The organism is Pseudomonas sp. MS646 (assembly GCF_036693845.1).
Classification (GTDB): Bacteria; Pseudomonadota; Gammaproteobacteria; order Pseudomonadales; family Pseudomonadaceae; genus Aquipseudomonas; species Aquipseudomonas chlororaphis_E.
The window spans coordinates 2,048,173-2,066,459 of the sequence record NZ_CP144763.1 but is presented as its reverse complement, the minus strand read 5'-3'; the positions used below and the strand labels follow the sequence as shown (position 1 = coordinate 2,066,459).

Here is an 18,287-nt window from a genome sequence, read left to right as displayed (position 1 = left end):
AGAAAGACCGAAACGACTGATGTCGCCCGAGGAAAAAACTGGAATGCACACAATGTGGAGGTGAATGCCTTCGCTTTCAAGACGAACGTCCTACACGCCTTGCAGACTTTGACGCCGAGAAGAGACTAACGGTCGAAAAAAATCGAAAATACTTACCGTAAAAACCGAATCGCCTGTCGCCCTGCCCTGTGATGGCCTCTATACTAGCTCCCCGTTTGTGCACCGCTCTAGTGCATCCGGCTGGAGCGCGACACGTCCCCCCTCACTCCATTCAGAGCCGCGCAATAATGAGCCTGTTTTCCGCTGTCGAATTGGCACCCCGCGATCCCATCCTGGGCCTCAACGAAGCATTCAACGCCGATACCCGTACCAATAAGGTCAACCTGGGCGTGGGTGTTTACTGCAACGAGGAGGGGCGCATTCCACTCCTGCGCGCCGTGGTCGAAGCCGAGACGATTCGCGTGGCTCAGCATGTCTCGCGCGGCTACCTGCCGATCGACGGCATCGCGGCCTACGACCAGGCGGTCCAGACCCTGCTGTTCGGCAAGGACTCCCCGCTGATCGCCGCCGGCCGTGTCATCACCACCCAGGCGGTCGGTGGCACAGGCGCCCTGAAGATCGGCGCAGACTTCCTCAAGCAACTGCTGCCCGACGCCGTCGTGGCCATCAGCGACCCGAGCTGGGAAAACCACCGCGCGCTGTTCGAGACCGCCGGCTTCCCGGTGCAGAACTATCGCTACTACGACGCCGCCACCCATGACGTGAACCGCACCGGCTTGCTGGAAGACCTCAACGCCCTGCCCGACCGCTCGATCATCGTGCTGCACGCCTGCTGCCACAACCCGACCGGCGTGGACCTGAGCCCGCAAGACTGGAAAAACGTGCTGGCTGTGGTCAAGGCCAAGAACCACGTTCCATTCCTGGACATGGCCTACCAGGGCTTTGGCGCGGGCATCGACGAAGACGCCGCGGCCGTGCGCCTGTTCGCCGAGTCGGGCCTGACCTTCTTCGCCTCCAGCTCGTTCTCCAAGTCGTTCTCCCTGTACGGCGAGCGCGTAGGCGCCCTGTCGATCGTCAGCGAGTCGAAAGAAGAAAGCGCCCGCGTGCTGTCCCAGGTCAAGCGCGTGATCCGCACCAACTACTCCAACCCACCGACCCACGGCGCCAGCATCGTTGCCGCCGTGCTCAACAGCCCTGAGCTGCGCGCCCAGTGGGAAGCGGAACTGGGCGAAATGCGCCTGCGGATTCGTGGTATGCGCACCCAGATGGTGGACATGCTGGCCAAAGCCGCGCCGCAGCATGACTTCAGCTTCGTCGCGCGCCAGAGCGGGATGTTTTCCTATTCCGGCCTGACCGTTGAACAAGTCACCCGCCTGCGCAACGAGTTCGGCATCTATGCCCTGGACACCGGCCGCATCTGCGTGGCGGCGCTGAACCAGAACAACATCGGCGCGGTGACCCAGGCCATCGTCCAGGTGATCTGAGGCTTGCTCATTAAAAGCAGAACCAGGTGAGATCTGTGGGAGCGGGCTTGCTCGCGAAGGTGATGTATCAGTTGAAATATTCTTAGCTGACACACCGTATTCGCGAGCAAGCCCGCTCCCACATTGTTTTTTTGTTTCTTGCATTTAAGGCTGGCTGAAGCGGTAACAGGTGAGCAATGGACCGCTCACCGCCCTTGCAACGCGCCAATCATCACCCAAAGCTTGACTTCTCTTTTCCAATCAGTAACATACGCGCCATTCCGCGATAGCTCAGTTGGTAGAGCAAGTGACTGTTAATCACTGGGTCCCTGGTTCGAGTCCAGGTCGTGGAGCCAGACAGCAATAAAAAAGCCCCTGAATCGAAAGGTTCAGGGGCTTTTTCATGGGCCAAAGAAAAACGCTGCTGGCTGAAAAAGCTCGTCGAGGTCGCTACCGGAACAATAATCCGGCGCCAAAAAGGCATTATGGTCTGAATCCTGCTTTGTTTTCCTGCAACCCAGGCTGTCACGTGAGCGTCATGGCGGTGCCGCACACTGACGCTGTCCGTCAACAACAGCTTCATAACAACAAGGACGAAGCTATGCCCACGCAAAATCCCCATCGCATCGTTGGCCTGTGCACTTCCAGCAAGGTCTACAACGCGCTCACAGAACTCAAGCACCTAGAAGGCCACCGAACCGCCAAGTTCATTTCACTGCTGGCGGAGAATCTGGTGCGCAAAGGCGTGCTCCATGAGCAGGAAGTGGTGCACATGCTCGATCTGGTGGTCGATTGAGCGACATCGATTCCCACTATTGAGCCGGTTGATTTTTCGTTACCGCGGCTGAGTCGTAAGGTAACCCCATCGATTGATGGAGGTTCCCATGCCCAAGGTTCAAATCATGTCTGTCATTGGCAGTGCCGTCCCCGCCCCGCTCAGGGAGCGCGGTCTGCTGGCCTGCTGGTATCTGGTGCAAGATGGCGTAACCATCAGCGGCCCGCTGACTTCACTGCCCGCCGCCCAGGCCATGTCGCAACGCATCGGCCCGTACCTGCTGACCGCCTAGGGCAACTGCACCCGAGGCGCGGTTTCGACGAACAGCGCCCAGCACGACAGGAACAACGCGGCAATCAACGGGCCGATCACGAACCCGTTCAGCCCGAACACCGCCAGCCCGCCCAACGTCGAGACTAGCACCATGTAGTCGGGCATCTTGGTGTCCTTGCCCACCAGGATCGGTCGCAGGAAGTTGTCCACCAGGCCGATCACGAATACCCCGAACAGAATCAGCACCACGCCCTGCCAGATGGCCCCCGAGAGCAGGAAGTACACGGCCACCGGCGCCCAGACCAGGCCCGCCCCCACCGCTGGCAGCAGCGACAGGAACGCCATCAGCACCGCCCAGGGCAGCACCGTCGGAATGCCCAGGATCCAGAAGATCAACCCGCCCAGCGCGCCCTGGGTGATCGCCACCAGCAGGTTGCCTTTCACCGTCGCCCGCACCACGCGGTTGAATTTCAACTGCAGGCGCCGCTTCTGGTGTTCGGCCAGCGGCACCGCGGCACGCACCTTGCGCACCAGCTCAGGGCCATCGCGCAGAAAGAAGAACAGCAGGTACAGCATCACCGACAGGCTGACCAGGAACTGGAAAGTGCCCTGGCCGAAGCTGAACGCCTGGGTGGCGAAGAACTCACTGCCTTGCATGGCGCTCTTGACGATCTTGTCACGCAGGCCATTGAGGTTGCCCAGGCCAAAGCGGTCCAGCAGGTGCTGGAAGTACGGTGGTAACGCATCCTTGAAGCGGGCCAGGTAATCGGCAATGTCCAGCTCTCCGCTCTCCAGGCTCTTGTACAGCGCCGCGCCTTCCTGGACCAGCAGCAAGCCGATGACGATCACCGGCAAAATCGCGATCACCACGCACGTGCTCAGGGTGAACAACGAGGTGACGTTGCGCTGCCAGCCGAACTTCAGTTGCAGCCGCCGTTGCATCGGCGCAAAGACGATGCCCAGGATCACCGCCCAAAACACCGCGCCGTAGAATGGCAACAGGATCCAGATGAAAGCCAGGGTGACCAGGACCAGTAACAGCATCTGGGATTTGTTTTGCAGCATCTTTCGATTCATCAGCTTTCCATGTCCTGAGGCGGGTTACACATTAGTCAGCCAGGAATCGCCGGAGTGCCGTCGGTTCTGCGCTTGTGCCTTGATCCACATCAATAAGGCCCGGTCCGGCGTGGCGTACCCTCGCCGCTTTTTGCGACCGACGCCACCATGACCCTCGCCGCCCCTGAACTGCTCGCCCCCGCCGGCACCCTGAAGAACATGCGCTATGCCTTCGCCTACGGGGCGGACGCGGTGTACGCCGGCCAACCGCGCTACAGCCTGCGGGTGCGCAACAACGAATTCGACCACGCGAACCTGGCCCTGGGGATACGCGAAGCCCAAGCCATGGGTAAGCACTTCTACGTGGTGGTGAACATCGCCCCGCACAACGCCAAGCTGCGGACCTTCCTCAAAGACCTGGAGCCGGTGATCGCCATGGCGCCGGACGCGCTGATCATGTCCGACCCGGGGTTGATCATGCTGGTACGCCGGCATTTCCCGCAGATGCCCATCCACTTGTCGGTGCAGGCCAATACCGTGAACTGGGCGAGCGTCGAGTTCTGGCAGCAACAGGGCTTGAGCCGGATCATCCTGTCCCGAGAGTTGTCCCTGGAGGAAATCGCCGAGATCCGCCAGCAGGTGCCGGCCATGGAACTGGAGGTCTTCGTCCATGGTGCGTTGTGCATGGCTTATTCGGGGCGCTGCCTGCTGTCGGGCTACCTGAACCGGCGCGACGCCAATCAGGGCAGTTGCACCAACGCTTGCCGCTGGAAGTATTCGGCGCAGCCGGCCACCGAGAACCTGGTGGGCGACATCGTGCAAACCTATACGCCCGAGCCGACCCTGGGCATCGGTGCCCCCACCGACCAGGTGTTCCTGCTCCAGGAGGCGAACCGGCCGGAGGAATCCATGCCGGCCTTCGAGGACGAGCACGGCACTTACATCATGAACGCTAAGGACCTGCGTGCCGTGCAGCACGTCGACCGGCTGGCGCGGATGGGCGTGCACTCACTGAAAATCGAAGGCCGCACCAAGTCGCACTTCTATTGCGCCCGCACCACCCAGGTGTACCGCCGGGCCATTGATGACGCGGTGTCCGGCCGCGACTTCGACCGCACCTTGATGACCGACCTGGAATCCCTGGCCCAACGCGGCTACACCGAAGGTTTCCTGCGACGCCATGTGCATGATGAGTATCAGAACTACCAGAACGGCAGTTCGGTGTCGGCGCGCCAGCAATTCGTCGGCGAGCTGACCGGCGAACGGCGCGAGCGCCTGGCCGAAGTGCGGGTGAAGAACCGCTTCGGCCTGGGAGACCATCTGGAACTGATGACCCCCAAGGGCAACTTTCATTTCGACCTGCACCAGTTGCAGGACATCAAAGGCCAGGGCATCGACGTCGCACCGGGGGACGGGCACGTGGTGTATGTGCCGATTCCAGATGCGGTGGACCTGCAGTTCGGGTTGTTGATGCGGGATGTGCAGGCACGCTAGCGATTACAGTTGCCCCTGTGGGAGCGAGCTTGCTCGCGATAGCGGCTGTCCAGGCAACACTCCAGTGACTGACCCACCGCTATCGCGAGCAAGCTCGCTCCCACAGGGGACCCGGTGCAGCCGTTGGACCGCGACAGGAACTGCCGAAGGCTGCGATCCTCCCCGACCGATAGGGCCCGGCTGCCCGGGCGTCACATCTGGATCGGGCGCGAAAGATCGCAGCCTTCGGCAGCTCCAGCCGGTCAGATGCGGAACTGGCCGACCAATTTGCCCAGGCGCTGGCCCAGCTCGTTGAGGCTGCGGGAGGTCTGGGCGCCGAGCTGGGTTTCGTCGGCAACATTGTCCACCGCGACGGCGATCTGATGCACGCTGCGGTTGATTTCCTCGGCCACCGCGGTCTGCTCTTCGGCGGCACTGGCGATCTGGGCGTTCATCGAGTTGATGGTGCCGATCAACTGCGCCATGGTGTCCAGGGACGCGCCCGCCTCGTTGGCCCGCACCGACGTGCCGTCGCCGGCCTCGCTGGAGCGGCGCATCGCCTCCACGGCAGCATGGGTGCCTGATTGCAGGCGGTCGATCATGCCCTGGATTTCCTGGGTGCTTTGCTGGGTCCGGCTGGCCAGGGCCCGCACTTCATCGGCCACCACCGCGAAGCCACGCCCCGCCTCCCCGGCACGCGCGGCCTCGATGGCGGCGTTGAGGGCCAGCAGGTTGGTCTGCTCGGCAATCGAACGAATCACCCCGAGCACGCTGACGATCGAGGACACGTCCTGTTGCAGGCTGTCCAGGGACACGCCGCTGCTGCGGATATCGTTCACCAACGCATGAATCTGCTGGATGCTACCGGCCACCACGCGCTTGGCCGACTGGCCTTCTTCGTCAGTCTGCTGGGCGGCGACGGCCGCGCCCTGGGCGCTGCGTGCCACTTCCTGGGCGGCCGAAGACATTTCGTTGATCGCCGTGGCGACCTGGTCGGTTTCGTGGCGCTGGCGCTCCATGGCCTGCTCCGAGCGCTGGGCCTGCTCGGACACTTGCGTCACCAGCCCGGTCAGTTGCGAGGTCATGTCGGTGATCTGCCGCACCAGGCCGTGGATCTTGTCGACGAAGCGGTTGAACGAACCGGCCAGTTGGCCGAGCTCATCCTGGCTGGTGATCGCCAGGCGCCGGGTCAGGTCGCCCTCGCCCGCCGCGATGTCATCGAGGTTGTCCTTCATCAGGTGCAGCGGCCGCAGGATGGTGTTCGCCAGCAGCAGGCCCACCACGGCAATCACCAGCAACACCACGGCGGCGATGCCGACGATGCTCAGGATCACGCCCTGCACGCGTTCATGGACCTTGGTCTCCACCAGGGCGACCTGGGCTTCGATGCCGTCCAGGTTGACCGAGCTACCGACCGCCATGTCCCACTTGGGCAGGTATTCGGTGTAGCCGAGCTTGGGCACCAGTTCCTGGCTGTTGGGCAGTGGCGAGCTGTATTCGAGGTAGTGGGTACCGTCCTTGGCGACTTTCACCAGGTCACGGTTGACGTAGACCCCGTTGGGATCGCGGTTGTCCTTGAAACTCTTGCCCACGCCGTCGGCGCTGTTGGCCTTGAACAGGCGCACGGTCTCGGAGTCGTAGCCGAAGAAGTAGCCGTCCTTGCCGTAGCTGATGTTCGACAGGAGCTTGATCGCCTGGGCCCGCGCCTCGTTGTCACCGGCAGCGGCGGCATCGTACAGCGGCTTGATGGCGGTCAACCCCACCGCCACGTAGTTCTGCAGCGTCGCCTTGGCCTCCGCGAGCAGGCGTTCGCGCGTCTGCTGCACCTCTTTGCCGGCCTGCTCCGTGAGGATGAAGGCCGTGGTCAGGCTGATGATCACCGCAGACAACAGGACCGGCAGTATTGCCAGGGACAGGACTTTAGCCTTCAGGCTCAGGCGCATGCTGTTCACTCTTGTTGGTGTTATTGGCGTGGTTAGCTGGGTTAGCGGCAGCGCACGGCAAAACTGTAGGACAAGGTGAAAAAGCTTGGCGCGAATGGTCTACCGATTTGTCATCGGATTTAATGGCCTCTTCGCGAGCAAGCCCGCTCCCACACTGGACTGCTGGCAGCACCTATTGGGTGTTCACAGCAGATCTTTTGTGGGAGCGGGCTTGCTCGCGAAGGGTTCGGCTCGGTCCTGAGCCTGTTTGAATATCCCTTACAACACCATCGCCGCCACCCAACCAAACGCCAGCAAGGGCAGGTTGTAGTGGATGAAGGTCGGGACCACCGTGTCCCAGATATGATGGTGCTGGCCGTCGATGTTCAGGCCGGAGGTCGGGCCCAGGGTCGAGTCCGAGGCGGGCGAGCCGGCATCGCCCAGGGCACCGGCGGTGCCGACGATGCAGACGATCGCCAGTGGGCTGAAGCCCAGTTGCAGGCACAGCGGCACGAAGATCGTCGCGAGGATCGGCACCGTGGAGAACGACGAACCGATCCCCATGGTCACCAGCAGCCCGACCAGCAGCATCATCAGCGCACCGATCCCCTTGTTATGGCCGATCCAGGCCGCCGAGGCCTCCACCAGGCTCTGGACTTCACCCGTGGCCTTCATCACTTCGGCAAACCCCGAGGCGGCGATCATGATGAAACCGATCATCGCCATCATCTTCATGCCTTCGGTGAACAGGTCGTCGGTCTCACGCCAGCGCACCACGCCCGACAGGGAGAAAATCAGGAAGCCGACCAGGGCACCGATGATCATCGAGTCCACCAGCAACTGGATGGCGAACGCCGCCGCCACGGCCAACCCGGCCACCATCAGGCTCATCGGGTTGTAGCGCACCGCCACTTGCTCGACCCGGGCGATTTTCTTCAGGTCGTAGACGCGTTTCTTGCGGTAGCTGAACAACGACAGCAACAAGCCGAACACCATGCCCAACGCCGGGATGCCCATGGCGTGGGTGACGTTGATGCCGCTGACGTCCACACCGCTGCGGGCAATGTTGGCGAGCAGGATTTCATTGAGAAAGATGTTGCCAAAGCCCACCGGCAAAAACATGTAGGGAGTGATCAGGCCGAAGGTCATGACGCAGGCGATCAACCGGCGATCGAGTTGCAGCTTGGTCAGCACATAGAGCAGCGGCGGCACCAGCAGCGGGATGAAGGCGATGTGGATCGGCAGGATGTTCTGCGAGGCGACCGCGACGGTGCCCAACAGGCCGATCAAGACCCATTTGACGCCGGACCCGCCGGCGGCGTCCTGACGGTCCACCATGGCCAGGGCTTTGTCCGCCAGGGCGTGGGCCATGCCGGATTTGGCAATCGCCACGGCGAACGCGCCGAGCAACGCGTAGGACAGCGCCACCGTCGCACCGCCCCCAAGGCCGGCGTTGAACGCCTTGAGCGTCGCGTCGATGCCCAAGCCCCCGGTCAAGCCCCCCACCAGCGCGCCAATGATCAGCGCGATTACCACATGCACACGAGACAAGCTGAGCACCAGCATGATGCCAACCGCGGCAATTACTGCATTTATCATCGTTACCTCAAAGCACAGCGATGGAAAGCCACCGGACAAAAAGGGCGCGACTTTGCAGGAAGCGGCGGCAAGCTGCAAGGGCCAAGGTGGTTTCAAGCTGTGGGAGCGGGCTGGCTAGCTCCCACAGGGAATTTGTGCCAGCCACAAAGCGCCGGCCTGCCTCAGTCAAATGTGGGAGCGGGCTTGCCCGCGAAGGCGGTGTATCAGCTAAACATTCATGACTGACACTGCGCTTTCGCGGGCAAGCCCGCTCCCACAGAGGGATTTGTGCCAGCCACAAAGGGCAAGCCCGCTCCCACAGGGGGATTTGTGCCAGCCACAAAGGGCAAGCCCGCTCCCACAGGGGCAAGTGCAGGCTTCAGCGCTTGGACAGTTCTATCACTACCTTCAACCCACCCCACTCACTGGCGTCCAACACCAGCCTGCCGCCCCAGCTGTCGACGATGTCGCGCACGATCCCCAGCCCGAGGCCGTGGCCATCGGTCTGTTCATCCAGCCGTGTGCCGCGGCTGAACACTTGGTCGCGGCGGTCTTCAGGGATGCCTGGGCCGTCGTCTTCCACGGCCAGGCTGAATCCCCCGGCCGTCTCGGTCACCGTTAGGCGCACTTCGGCGTCGGCCCATTTGCAGGCGTTATCCAGCAGGTTGCCCAGCAGTTCCAGCAGGTCCTCGCGATCCCATGGCAGGTGCAGGCCAGGAGGGCCGAGGTAACTCAGGTGCAAGTGTTCGCCGTGGATCATATTGAGCGTCGCCAGCAGGCCAGGCAGTTCGGCGTCGCAATCGAGGTGGGCGCCGGGCAACGCATCGCCGGCCAACCGGGCGCGATTGAGCTCACGGTTCAGGCGCTGGCGTACCTGTTCGAGTTGCTCAAGCAACAGCTTGCGCAACTCGGGGTGTGGATCGAGTTTCTCGTTCGACGCCAGGCTCTGCAGCACCGCCAAGGGTGTTTTCAAGGCATGGCCGAGATTGCCCAGGGCATTGCGCGAACGCTTGAGGCTGTCCTCGGTGTGGGCCAGCAGATGGTTGATCTGCGCCACCAGCGGTTCCAGTTCGCGCGGGACCTGCTCGTCGAGCTGCGAACGCTGGCCGCGTTGCAACTGCGCAATCTGCTCCCGGGCCCGGTCCAGCGGGCGCAAGGCCCGGCGCACGGTGAGGCGTTGCAGCAACAGGATCAGCAGCAGCCCCGCCAACCCCAGGCCCAGGCCGATCTGTTGCATCCGGCGGAAACTGTCACGTACCGGGGTGTAGTCCTGGGCGACGCTGATGGAGATCGCCTGGCCCAGGCGCCGGTAGTCGGTACGCAGCACCAGCAGCTTCTGGCCATCGGGGCCCAGTTGCAGGTTGCTGTGCAGGCCCGGATGGTCGAGCCGGGGCAGTTCCTGGTCCCACAGCGAGCGGGAGCGCCAGTGGGCATCGGCAAAGTCGATGCGGAAATAATGCCCGGAAAACGGCCGCTGGTAGGCCGGCGACAAGCGTCGCTCATCCAGTTGCAGGCCCTGCGGACCACGCACCAGCGCCACCAGCAGGTTCTCGCTGTCGTTGCGCAGCCCGGCTTCCAGGTAACGCTGCAAACCCAACTCGAACAGCCAGAGGCTGGTTTGGGCCAGGACCAGGCCCACCACCACCATCACACCGATCAGGCCCAGGCTCAGGCGGCGCTGGATGGATCTCACGGCAGGTCGCTCATTGGGCCTGCCCGCCGAACAGGTAACCCTGGCCACGACGGGTTTCGATCACGCTGCGGCCCAGTTTGCGTCGCAAGTGATTGACGTGGACCTCCAGCACATTGGAATCGCGCTCGGTTTCACCGTCGTACAGGTGCTCGGCGAGATGACTCTTGGACAGGATCTGCTCGGGGTGCAGCATGAAATAGCGCAGCAGCCGAAACTCGGCGGCGGTCAACTGGATGTCGGTGCCGTCGCGGATCACGCATTGACGCCCCTCGTCCAAGTGCAGCCCGGCGGCCTGGAGCGTCGGCTGGTTGAACTGGCCATGGGAGCGACGCAGCAGCGCCTGGATCCGCAGGTGCAGTTCTTCGGGATGAAAAGGCTTGGTCAGGTAATCGTCGGCCCCGGCCTTGAGGCCTTCGATGCGCTCGGCCCACGAACCGCGCGCGGTCAGGATCAGCACCGGCGTGGCCAGGCCCCCGGCACGCCATTGAGCCAGTACTTCGAGGCCCGGCACGCCCGGCAGGCCCAGGTCGAGGATGATCAGGTCATAGGGCTCGCTGCTGCCTTGATACACCGCGTCGCGCCCATCGGCGAGCCAATCGACGGCGTAGCCCTGCCGTGTCAGCCCGGCCATCAACTCGTCGGCCAAGGGAACGTGATCTTCCACCAGAAGCAGGCGCATCAGTCTTCCTTATCTTTGAGTAAACGGCCGGTCGCGGCCTCCAGGTCCAGTTCGCGCACGACGCCGTCGGTGTCCAGCAGCTCGACCTCGTAAATATAGACGCCGTGCTTTTCTTCCAGCTCGGCCTCCAGCAGCTTGGCCCCGGGATGAAGGTCCAGCGCCTGTTGCAGCAGTTGCTCCAGCGGCAGGATCACGCCCTGCTGACGCAGGTGCAGGGCTTCGTCCTGGTCCAGGTCCCGGGCCACCACCACCGAACAGACCGCCAGCAGCGCCAGCGCCCAGCGGCTGCGGGCGCGTAAATTAAGCTTCATTACGTATCCTGATGATTCTTGAGTACCTTGCCGGTGACGGCGTCCAATTCCAGGTCCCAGTCGATGCCTTTGGGATCGCGCAGCTCCACCTGGTAAATGTACTTGCCGTACTCTTCTTCCAACTCGGAGTCGGTGACGGTGGCACCCGGGTGTTCGGCCAGGGCGGCGGCGTCGAGTTTTTCAAAGCTCAGGATGGTACCAGCGTCTTGCAGCTTGCGGGACTCATCGGCCCCCAAGTCGCGAGCGTGAGCCAGGCCCGCGTTGAAGGCCATGAGGGTCGCGATGAATAAGGCAGTCAGGCGGTTCATGGGTTGTCTCCTTTTTATAGTCGTCACCTTGGAACTGTATCGGGGTGAACTTAACTGAAACTGAATTGCCATCATCGAACCCAGGTCAAAGTCGCGATCCCTGTGGGAGCGGGCTTGCTCGCAAAGGCGTCAGTACATCCAACATCGATGCAAGCTGGCCCACCCCATTCGCGAGCAAGCCCGCTCCCACAGATAGAGTGTGTCGCTATAATCCTTCGCTTGCCCAAGTCACGAGACCGGTATGACAGCCATCCACATCAAGTTCCCCGCCCTCACCCTCAAGGCCGGCCCTCGTGCGCTCGCACGCATCCGCCAGGCCGGCCTGAATGCCGCCGACGTCGGCACGTTGCCAGGTGCCGCCGGGGGCCCGAAAGCCCTGGGGATCCAGGGGCTGGACCTGGCGCTGTTCGGCGAGTGGCTGCCTGCCGCGCCCCGGGAACGCTCGCTGATCGGGGCCTCGGTGGGTTCCTGGCGCTTCGCCAGTGCCTGCCTGCCGGATGCCGCCGAGGGAATCCGACGCCTGGGCACCTTGTACAACGAACAGAGCTTCGCCAAGGGCGTGACCATGGCCGGCGTCAGCCAGAGCTCGCAACGCATGCTCGACGACCTGCTCGAAGGCCGCGACAACACGATCCTCGAAACCCCGCACTACCGGCTCAACATCATGGTGGTCAAGAGCCACGGCTGGCTGGCACAGGACCATCGCGGGCGACTGGGCCTGGGGTTATCGTCGGTGATTGCCGACAACCTGCGCGGCCGTGCAAGGCTTTCAAGGCACTTCGAACGCCTGATCATCCACGACCCGCGCCGGGCTCCGCCGCTGCATCCGCTGGAGGACTTTCCGTCCCGCTTCGTGCCGCTGGACGCCTCGAACCTGCGCCAAGCGCTGCTGGCATCGGGCTCGATCCCGATGGTGATGCAGGGGGTGCGCGACCTGCCCGGTGCCGGCGCCGGCACCTACCGCGACGGTGGCCTGCTGGATTATCACCTCGACCTGCCCTACAGCGGCAACGACATCGTGCTGTACCCGCACTTCACCGACCGGGTCATCCCCGGCTGGTTCGACAAAGGCCTGCCCTGGCGTCGGGCCAGCGTCGAACGCCTGCAGGACGTGCTGTTACTGGCGCCGTCACGGGAATACCTGGCTCGCCTGCCCTACGGTAAACTGCCAGACCGTAACGATTTCAAGCGTTTCATGGGCGATGACCCGAGCCGCCGCACCTACTGGCGCAAGGCGATGGACGAGAGTCGCCGCCTCGGTGACGAGTTTCTCGAGCTGATCGCCAACGGTGGCCTGGCCGAGCGATTGCTGACCCTTTAGTCAGCATGGCCGCGCACCACCGTTGGCAACCTGATAAACTGCGCCGCCTGCCTCGCGACTGATCTTTCAAAGAGCCCGAACCTGTGGAAATTTTCAAAGAATTCACCTTCGAATCCGCCCACCGCCTGCCCCACGTGCCGGACGGCCACAAGTGCGGGCGCCTTCACGGGCATTCGTTCAAGGTGGCGATCCACCTGAGCGGCGACATCGACCCGCATACCGGGTGGATCCGCGACTTTTCAGAGATCAAGGCGATCTTCAAGCCGCTCTACGAGCGTCTGGACCACAACTACCTCAATGACATCCCCGGCCTGGAAAACCCCACCAGCGAAGTCCTGGCCAAGTGGATCTGGAACGAGCTGAAGCCATTGCTGCCGGAACTCAGCGCGATTCGCATCCATGAAACCTGCACCAGCGGCTGCATCTATCACGGCGAGTGACCCCACGCTGTTCCCGTGGCGAGGGAGCTTGCTCCCGCTGGGCCGCGAAGCGGCCCTTAAGCCTGGGGCTGCATCGTCAGGTCGATCGTTGTCGCCGCTTTCGGGGCTGCTGCGCAGCCCAACGGGAGCAAGCTCCCTCGCCACAACTGTGCTCCTGCCATCCTGCATTGGCCTATGCTCTACCCCCTGAACCCTTCTCGGCGGAGCATCGACCATGACCGACTGGCAGCTGGATCAGGTATACGACTTCAACGGACATTCCATTCGCTACGCCATCCAGGGTGACGGGCCACCGCTGGTGTTTGTCCATGGAACGCCCTTCTCGTCCTATGTGTGGCACCGGATCGCCCCACTCTTCTTTTCCACTCACCGGGTGCATTACTTCGACCTGTTGGGCTACGGCCAATCCGCGCAACCCGATGCCGATGTGTCCCTCGGCGTGCAGAACCCATTGCTCGCGCAGTTGCTGGCGCACTGGGGCTTGGACTGCCCGGATGTGGTGGCCCATGACTTCGGCGGCGCCACCGCGCTGCGCACGCATCTGCTCAATGGTAAGAACTACCGCAGCCTGACGCTGATCGACCCGGTGGCGCTATCGCCCTGGGGCTCGCCTTTCGTGCAGCACGTTCGTCAGCACGAAGCGGCCTTTAGCGGCCTGCCCGATTACATCCAGCGGGCCATCGTGCCGACCTATATCCGCGGCGCGATCGAACGGGACATCCCGGACCGGGAGCTGGCGCCCTACGTCCAGCCCTGGCTCGGCGAGACCGGCCAGGCGGCGTTCTATCGGCAGATCGCGCAAATGGACGAGCGCTACACCCGCGAAGTCGAGGGGTTGTACACCAGCGTACGTTGCCCGACGCAGATTCTCTGGGGAGAGAATGACCAATGGATCCCCATCGAACGCGGCCAGGCCCTGCAACGGTTGATTCCGGGCGCACAACTGCTGCCCGTCCCCAATGCCGGGCACCTTGTCCAGGAGGACGCGCCAGAGGCGATCGTGGCCGCGGTGTTGCGATATATAGGCGCCAATGCGGACACCCCGGTGTCCGGGACGCGGGGCTGACCGTCGCGCGCGCGATGTACTGCCGTAAAGGGCACTCGCCACTCTCTGGCGTATGTGCTATTGATCAGCGCCATGGGGGCTCGCTCCGCTGACGCGCCACTCCAAGACCTCTGAAAGGGACTCGCCTGATGCACATCATCAACGCCCGCCTGCGCAACCACGAAGGCTTGCATGAACTGCACCTGGAAAATGGCCTGATTGCCAGCATCGCCCGCCAGACCGAGGCCCCCAGCCTGGGCCCCCAGGACCTCGATGCTGGCGGTAACCTGGTGGTGCCGCCCTTCGTCGAGCCGCACATTCACCTGGACGCCACCCTCACCGCCGGCGAGCCGCGCTGGAACATGAGCGGCACGCTGTTCGAAGGCATCGAGTGCTGGGGCGAACGCAAGGCCACCATCACCGAGGAAGACACCCGGACCCGCGCGCGCAAAACCCTCCAGGCCCTCGCCGCCCACGGCATTCAGCATGTGCGCACCCACGTCGATGTCACCGATCCCCAGCTCACCGCCCTCAAGGCGATGTTGCAGGTGCGCGAAGAGAACCGCCATTTGGTCGACATGCAAATCGTCGCGTTCCCCCAGGAAGGCATCGAGTCCTACCGCAACGGCCGCGAGTTGATGGAAGAAGCGATCCGCATGGGCGCCGACGTGGTGGGGGGCATCCCGCACTTCGAGTACACCCGCGACCAGGGCGTCAGTTCGGTGAAATTTTTGATGGACCTGGCCGAACGCACCGGTTGCCTGGTGGATGTGCATTGCGACGAAACCGACGACCCGCACTCGCGCTTCCTCGAAGTGCTGGCCGAGGAAGCTCGCAGCCGCGACATGGGCGCTCGGGTCACCGCCAGCCACACCACCGCCATGGGCTCCTACGACAACGCCTACTGCGCCAAACTGTTCCGGCTGCTCGGGCACTCGGGCATCAGCTTCGTGTCCTGCCCCACCGAGAGCATCCACCTGCAAGGCCGCTTCGACACCTTTCCCAAGCGCCGCGGCGTCACGCGGGTCAACGAACTGCTCGAAGCCGGGATGAACGTGTGCTTCGGCCAGGATTCGATCGTCGACCCGTGGTACCCCCTGGGCAACGGCAACATCCTGCGGGTACTGGAAGCCGGGCTGCACATCTGCCACATGCTCGGCTACCGCAACCTGCAGAGCGCCCTCGACCTGGTCACCGACAACAGCGCCAAGGCCATGGCCCTGGGCGAGCGCTACGGGCTGGAACCCGGGCGGCCGGCGAACCTGCTGATCCTCTCGGCCGACAGTGACTACGAAGTGATCCGCAGCCAGGGCCTGCCGCTCTACTCGATTCGCCAGGGTGAAGTGCTGATGAAGCGGCAGATGCCGGTGGTGGAATTCGGAACGCAGTTGGACTGACCTCTGATGCCGTCCCGTGGGAGCGAGCTTGCTCGCGATGGCGGTCTATCAATTGATACTGGGGTGACTGATCCGGCGCTATCGCGAGCAAGCTCGCTCCCACAGGGGTTCAGCGTTGTACATCAGATTGATGACTACTGAAGATCCACTGTGGGAGCGAGCCTGCTCGCGATGAGGCCATCAGCCTCACGACTCCCTCAAGGCATGACCCTGGCCGCCCCAAACAGACTCACCCGCACCAACTCTCCACTCTCTTCCTGCAACAGAATCGGCGCCGTGCCGCCCGGCATCACTACGCTGACCGGCCCCGCTGTCACCCAACCCACCCGCCACGCGGCGCAGGCCACGGCGCTGGCACTGGTGCCCGAGGAGGCGGTGGGCCCTTCGCCGCGCTCGAACACCCGGGCCGCCAGTCGCCTTTCGGCTTCGCGCCAGCCCCATTGCAGGTTCACCCCCAGCGGACAGGGAACCCCGTCGCCACCGGGCGCGGCGAACGCGATGCGGGTCAGTTCCTGCAAGAGTGGTGCAGCGCCCATCTGCGCATTGGCCGGCAACGCCTCGGCATCCTCCACCAGCGTCACGCAGTGCGGGTTGCCCAGGTTGACGAACTGACTGTGGCCCCAGGCCGGGTTCAACTCACAGAGCGCAGGTACTCGACTGAGGTCTCGTTGATCGAAGGTCACACTGTCCACCCCTTGGGCACCCACTGCCTGCGGCCCGAACAGTGGCTGCCCCAGGTCCAGCCAGAAGCCTTGCAGGCCCTCGAACTCAGCGGCACGCACCGAAGTCTGCAACGGTGAAAAGCCTTGGCGCTTGTCATGATGAACCTGCAGCACACATTCGCCATCGTCCGGCATCAAGCCCTGCTCTCGCAGCGCCTGGGAGAAAATCGTCAGGCCGTTGCCACTGCGTTCGGCCAGGGTGCCGTCGGTATTGACGATCAACACATCGAACGGCGGCTTCTTCTGGAAGGGCCCGATCAACAGGCCGTCGCTGCGATGGTCCTTGGCGCCGGCCGGCTTCTCGCCCGGCAGCCAGGCACAGAATGCCTGTATCGCCGCCGCGGCCCAGGATTCGCGGGCCTGGGCGGCCTGGGCAGCCGTTGGTGGCAACCCCACACCGAAGGCGCGCACCTGTTGCGGTGAAACCACCCCATAGAGATTGCCGCGTGCGTCATAGAACTGCGTCATGAATCGGGTCCGGAAGCTGCCAGGTGAGCCGCCACTTTAAGGTCCCGCGCCACAAAAGCACACCTCATCCCCGTAAAGCCACTGGACACCAGAAGGACGCGACAACGCATGGGCACCTTGGGGTCGCGGTGCGGTCAGTGGATATGCAAGCATAGGCCCCTGCCTGCGTCACCCGACCGCACCGCCCGAAAACCAAGGACGATTCATGACCGCCATTACCCCTCCGCCCACTTTTGTCCCCGGACGCCTTGAACAGATGTCCACCCGCCTTGCCTACCTCATCGCCGGCGTGGGCATTGCGGCCTGGGCACCGCTGGTGCCCTACGCCAAGGCGCGGGCGAACCTGGATGAAGGCACGCTCGGCCTGCTGTTGTTGTGCCTGGGTGTGGGTTCGATCCTGGCGATGCCGATTTCCGGTGCGCTGGCGGCGCGGTTCGGTTGCCGCCGGGTGCTCAGTGGCGGCACGATCCTGGTCTGCCTGGCGCTGCCGCTGCTGGCGACGATGACGACGCTTCCCTGGCTGGTGGCGGCGCTGTTCGTGTTCGGTGCCGGGCTCGGCACCGTGGATTCGACCGTGAACCTGCAAGCGGTGATCGTCGAACGGGCCAGTGGCAAGACCATGATGTCGGGCTTCCACGGCATGTTCAGCCTCGGCGGGATCATCGGCGCGGCCGGTGTCAGCGCTCTGCTTGGCCTGGGCCTGTCGCCGCTGGGGGCGACGCTGGTGGTCAACGCGCTGTTGCTGCTGGCGCTGTTCAAGGCCGCGCCGCATCTGCTGCCCTACGGCAGCGAAAGCTCGGGACCGGCGTTTGCGATTCCCCACGGCGTGGTGCTGTTTATCGGCATCCTGTGTTTCATCGTGTTCCTGGCCGAAGGCGCAGTGCTGGACTGGAGCGCGGTATTCCTGACCAGCGAACGTGGCGTGGAGACCGCCTACGCCGGGTTGGGTTATGCCGCGTTCGCGCTGACCATGACGGTGGGTCGGCTGACAGGCGACTCGGTGGTGCGTCGCCTGGGGCCCAAACGCATCATCATCTACGGCGGGACCCTCGCAGCGACGGGGTTCCTGTTGGCGACCCTGGCACCGATGTGGCAGGCGGCTTTGCTGGGGTATGCGTTGGTGGGGGCCGGTTGTTCGAACATCGTGCCGGTGTTGTACACCGCGGTCGGCAAGCAGACGCTGATGCCAGAGGCCATCGCGGTGCCGGCCATTACCACGATTGGCTACGCCGGCATCCTGGCCGGCCCGGCGTTGATCGGTTTCGTGGCCCATGGCAGCAGCCTGAGCGTGGCCTTCGGGCTGATCGCCCTGGCGCTGGTGGCGGTGGCAGCCAGCGGCAGGGTCCTGAAGGTCTGAGGCCTG

General features: G+C 63.5%; 17 protein-coding genes and 1 tRNA gene. 10 read left to right on the top strand and 8 right to left on the bottom strand.

What is annotated here, in order from left to right; genetic code table 11:
- Positions 1 to 287 precede the first annotated feature (287 nt).
- The 4 genes from V3H56_RS09130 (at position 288) to V3H56_RS09115 (ending at position 2,530) form a co-directional block, all read left to right on the top strand.
- Positions 288 to 1,484, top strand: coding sequence for an amino acid aminotransferase (locus V3H56_RS09130; protein WP_042728352.1), 1,197 nt, complete (start codon positions 288 to 290; stop codon positions 1,482 to 1,484).
- 259 nt (positions 1,485 to 1,743) lie between these two features.
- A tRNA-Asn gene (locus V3H56_RS09125) sits at positions 1,744 to 1,819 on the top strand.
- A 245-nt stretch (positions 1,820 to 2,064) separates the two neighbouring features.
- Entirely contained in the window at positions 2,065 to 2,259 is a 195-nt protein-coding gene (locus tag V3H56_RS09120; RefSeq protein ID WP_042728351.1) for a hypothetical protein, read from the top strand.
- An 88-nt stretch (positions 2,260 to 2,347) separates the two neighbouring features.
- Positions 2,348 to 2,530, top strand: a complete 183-nt coding sequence (locus V3H56_RS09115) for a hypothetical protein (RefSeq protein WP_042728350.1) — start codon at positions 2,348 to 2,350, stop codon at positions 2,528 to 2,530.
- Here the strand turns inward: V3H56_RS09115 and V3H56_RS09110 are convergent.
- Positions 2,527 to 3,588: an AI-2E family transporter gene (locus tag V3H56_RS09110; protein WP_042728349.1), complete on the bottom strand. Its 1,062-nt coding sequence runs from the start codon at positions 3,586 to 3,588 to the stop codon at positions 2,527 to 2,529. The two genes, V3H56_RS09115 and V3H56_RS09110, sit on opposite strands and share 4 nt — an antisense overlap.
- A gap of 147 nt (positions 3,589 to 3,735) precedes the next feature.
- Here V3H56_RS09110 and yegQ point away from each other — a divergent pair, with 147 nt between their 5' ends.
- Positions 3,736 to 5,061, top strand: coding sequence for a tRNA 5-hydroxyuridine modification protein YegQ (yegQ, locus tag V3H56_RS09105; RefSeq protein ID WP_338474508.1), 1,326 nt, complete (start codon positions 3,736 to 3,738; stop codon positions 5,059 to 5,061).
- A gap of 242 nt (positions 5,062 to 5,303) precedes the next feature.
- On the opposite strand, the gene V3H56_RS09100 is transcribed toward yegQ, so the two are convergent.
- From V3H56_RS09100 to V3H56_RS09075, 6 genes are all read right to left on the bottom strand, one after another.
- Complete coding sequence (locus V3H56_RS09100; protein WP_042728347.1) at positions 5,304 to 6,983, bottom strand: methyl-accepting chemotaxis protein; 1,680 nt, start codon at positions 6,981 to 6,983, stop codon at positions 5,304 to 5,306.
- A 258-nt stretch (positions 6,984 to 7,241) separates the two neighbouring features.
- Positions 7,242 to 8,558, bottom strand: a complete 1,317-nt coding sequence (locus V3H56_RS09095) for a Na+/H+ antiporter NhaC family protein (RefSeq protein ID WP_161796091.1) — start codon at positions 8,556 to 8,558, stop codon at positions 7,242 to 7,244.
- A 361-nt stretch (positions 8,559 to 8,919) separates the two neighbouring features.
- Positions 8,920 to 10,233 (bottom strand): sensor histidine kinase, encoded by a 1,314-nt coding sequence (locus V3H56_RS09090; RefSeq protein WP_042728345.1) that lies wholly within the window; start codon positions 10,231 to 10,233, stop codon positions 8,920 to 8,922.
- Positions 10,234 to 10,243: 10 nt separating this feature from the next.
- Entirely contained in the window at positions 10,244 to 10,912 is a 669-nt protein-coding gene (locus V3H56_RS09085; RefSeq protein WP_042728344.1) for a response regulator transcription factor, read from the bottom strand.
- Entirely contained in the window at positions 10,912 to 11,223 is a 312-nt protein-coding gene (locus tag V3H56_RS09080) for a PepSY domain-containing protein (protein WP_042728343.1), read from the bottom strand. The genes V3H56_RS09085 and V3H56_RS09080 overlap by 1 nt, the downstream gene beginning before the upstream one ends.
- On the bottom strand, positions 11,223 to 11,531 hold the full coding sequence (locus tag V3H56_RS09075; protein WP_042728342.1) for a PepSY domain-containing protein: 309 nt from the start codon (positions 11,529 to 11,531) through the stop codon (positions 11,223 to 11,225). Before V3H56_RS09075 ends, V3H56_RS09080 begins: the two co-directional genes overlap by 1 nt.
- A gap of 241 nt (positions 11,532 to 11,772) precedes the next feature.
- On the opposite strand from V3H56_RS09075, the gene V3H56_RS09070 reads away from it, so the two are divergent.
- The 4 genes from V3H56_RS09070 to codA all read left to right on the top strand — a co-directional run bounded on the left by V3H56_RS09070 (position 11,773) and on the right by codA (position 15,734).
- Complete coding sequence (locus V3H56_RS09070; protein ID WP_042728341.1) at positions 11,773 to 12,852, top strand: hypothetical protein; 1,080 nt, start codon at positions 11,773 to 11,775, stop codon at positions 12,850 to 12,852.
- Between the two features lie 83 nt (positions 12,853 to 12,935).
- Positions 12,936 to 13,292: a 6-carboxytetrahydropterin synthase QueD gene (gene queD / locus V3H56_RS09065; RefSeq protein ID WP_003203918.1), complete on the top strand. Its 357-nt coding sequence runs from the start codon at positions 12,936 to 12,938 to the stop codon at positions 13,290 to 13,292.
- A 214-nt stretch (positions 13,293 to 13,506) separates the two neighbouring features.
- A complete protein-coding gene (locus V3H56_RS09060) occupies positions 13,507 to 14,358 on the top strand; it encodes an alpha/beta hydrolase (RefSeq protein WP_042732206.1) in 852 nt (283 codons plus the stop codon).
- Positions 14,359 to 14,486: 128 nt separating this feature from the next.
- The gene (gene codA / locus V3H56_RS09055) at positions 14,487 to 15,734 is read left to right on the top strand and encodes a cytosine deaminase (RefSeq protein WP_123578632.1); all 1,248 of its coding nucleotides are present in this window, start codon (positions 14,487 to 14,489) and stop codon (positions 15,732 to 15,734) included.
- Positions 15,735 to 15,931: 197 nt separating this feature from the next.
- On the opposite strand, the gene V3H56_RS09050 is transcribed toward codA, so the two are convergent.
- Entirely contained in the window at positions 15,932 to 16,924 is a 993-nt protein-coding gene (locus tag V3H56_RS09050) for a DeoR family transcriptional regulator (protein ID WP_047737359.1), read from the bottom strand.
- A 205-nt stretch (positions 16,925 to 17,129) separates the two neighbouring features.
- Here V3H56_RS09050 and V3H56_RS09045 point away from each other — a divergent pair, with 205 nt between their 5' ends.
- Positions 17,130 to 18,281: an MFS transporter gene (locus V3H56_RS09045; RefSeq protein WP_338474507.1), complete on the top strand. Its 1,152-nt coding sequence runs from the start codon at positions 17,130 to 17,132 to the stop codon at positions 18,279 to 18,281.
- Positions 18,282 to 18,287: the final 6 nt, after the last annotated feature.

What these genes read in the sequence shown, in the direction of transcription:
- V3H56_RS09100 (WP_042728347.1), bottom strand. Translation starts at nt 6,983, where the DNA reads ATGCGCCTGAGCCTGAAGGCTAAAGTCCTGTCCCTGGCAATACTGCCG.
- V3H56_RS09060 (WP_042732206.1), top strand. Translation starts at nt 13,507, where the DNA reads ATGACCGACTGGCAGCTGGATCAGGTATACGACTTCAACGGACATTCC.
- V3H56_RS09085 (WP_042728344.1), bottom strand. Translation starts at nt 10,912, where the DNA reads ATGCGCCTGCTTCTGGTGGAAGATCACGTTCCCTTGGCCGACGAGTTG.
- V3H56_RS09130 (WP_042728352.1), top strand. Translation starts at nt 288, where the DNA reads ATGAGCCTGTTTTCCGCTGTCGAATTGGCACCCCGCGATCCCATCCTG.
- V3H56_RS09115 (WP_042728350.1), top strand. Translation starts at nt 2,348, where the DNA reads ATGCCCAAGGTTCAAATCATGTCTGTCATTGGCAGTGCCGTCCCCGCC.
- codA (WP_123578632.1), top strand. Translation starts at nt 14,487, where the DNA reads ATGCACATCATCAACGCCCGCCTGCGCAACCACGAAGGCTTGCATGAA.
- V3H56_RS09110 (WP_042728349.1), bottom strand. Translation starts at nt 3,588, where the DNA reads ATGAATCGAAAGATGCTGCAAAACAAATCCCAGATGCTGTTACTGGTC.
- V3H56_RS09070 (WP_042728341.1), top strand. Translation starts at nt 11,773, where the DNA reads ATGACAGCCATCCACATCAAGTTCCCCGCCCTCACCCTCAAGGCCGGC.
- V3H56_RS09045 (WP_338474507.1), top strand. Translation starts at nt 17,130, where the DNA reads ATGACCGCCATTACCCCTCCGCCCACTTTTGTCCCCGGACGCCTTGAA.
- yegQ (WP_338474508.1), top strand. Translation starts at nt 3,736, where the DNA reads ATGACCCTCGCCGCCCCTGAACTGCTCGCCCCCGCCGGCACCCTGAAG.
- V3H56_RS09075 (WP_042728342.1), bottom strand. Translation starts at nt 11,531, where the DNA reads ATGAACCGCCTGACTGCCTTATTCATCGCGACCCTCATGGCCTTCAAC.
- V3H56_RS09080 (WP_042728343.1), bottom strand. Translation starts at nt 11,223, where the DNA reads ATGAAGCTTAATTTACGCGCCCGCAGCCGCTGGGCGCTGGCGCTGCTG.
- V3H56_RS09050 (WP_047737359.1), bottom strand. Translation starts at nt 16,924, where the DNA reads ATGACGCAGTTCTATGACGCACGCGGCAATCTCTATGGGGTGGTTTCA.
- V3H56_RS09120 (WP_042728351.1), top strand. Translation starts at nt 2,065, where the DNA reads ATGCCCACGCAAAATCCCCATCGCATCGTTGGCCTGTGCACTTCCAGC.